General features: G+C 56.9%; 1 protein-coding gene. It reads left to right on the forward strand.

Going from position 1 to position 246, the window contains the following annotated elements:
* On the forward strand, nt 1-246 hold a 246-nt coding region (gene thrH, locus AAEZ05_RS29710), incomplete at both ends, for a bifunctional phosphoserine phosphatase/homoserine phosphotransferase ThrH (protein ID WP_350650221.1).

Here is a 246-nt window from a genome sequence, read left to right on the forward strand (position 1 = left end):
GTCCGACACCTTCTACGAATTCTCCCAACCGCTGATGCGTCAGCTGGGTTTCCCGACTTTGCTTTGCCACCGCTTGATCACCGATGAAAACGACCGGGTGGTCAGCTACCAACTGCGCCAGAAAGACCCCAAGCGCCAATCGGTGCTGGCATTCAAAACCCTCTACTACCGCGTGATCGCTGCCGGTGATTCCTACAACGACACCAGCATGCTGGGTGAAGCTGACCGCGGGATTCTGTTCCATGC

Origin of the sequence: Pseudomonas sp. HY13-MNA-CIBAN-0226 (assembly GCF_040310305.1) — a bacterium.
GTDB lineage: Bacteria > Pseudomonadota > Gammaproteobacteria > Pseudomonadales > Pseudomonadaceae > Aquipseudomonas > Aquipseudomonas gregormendelii.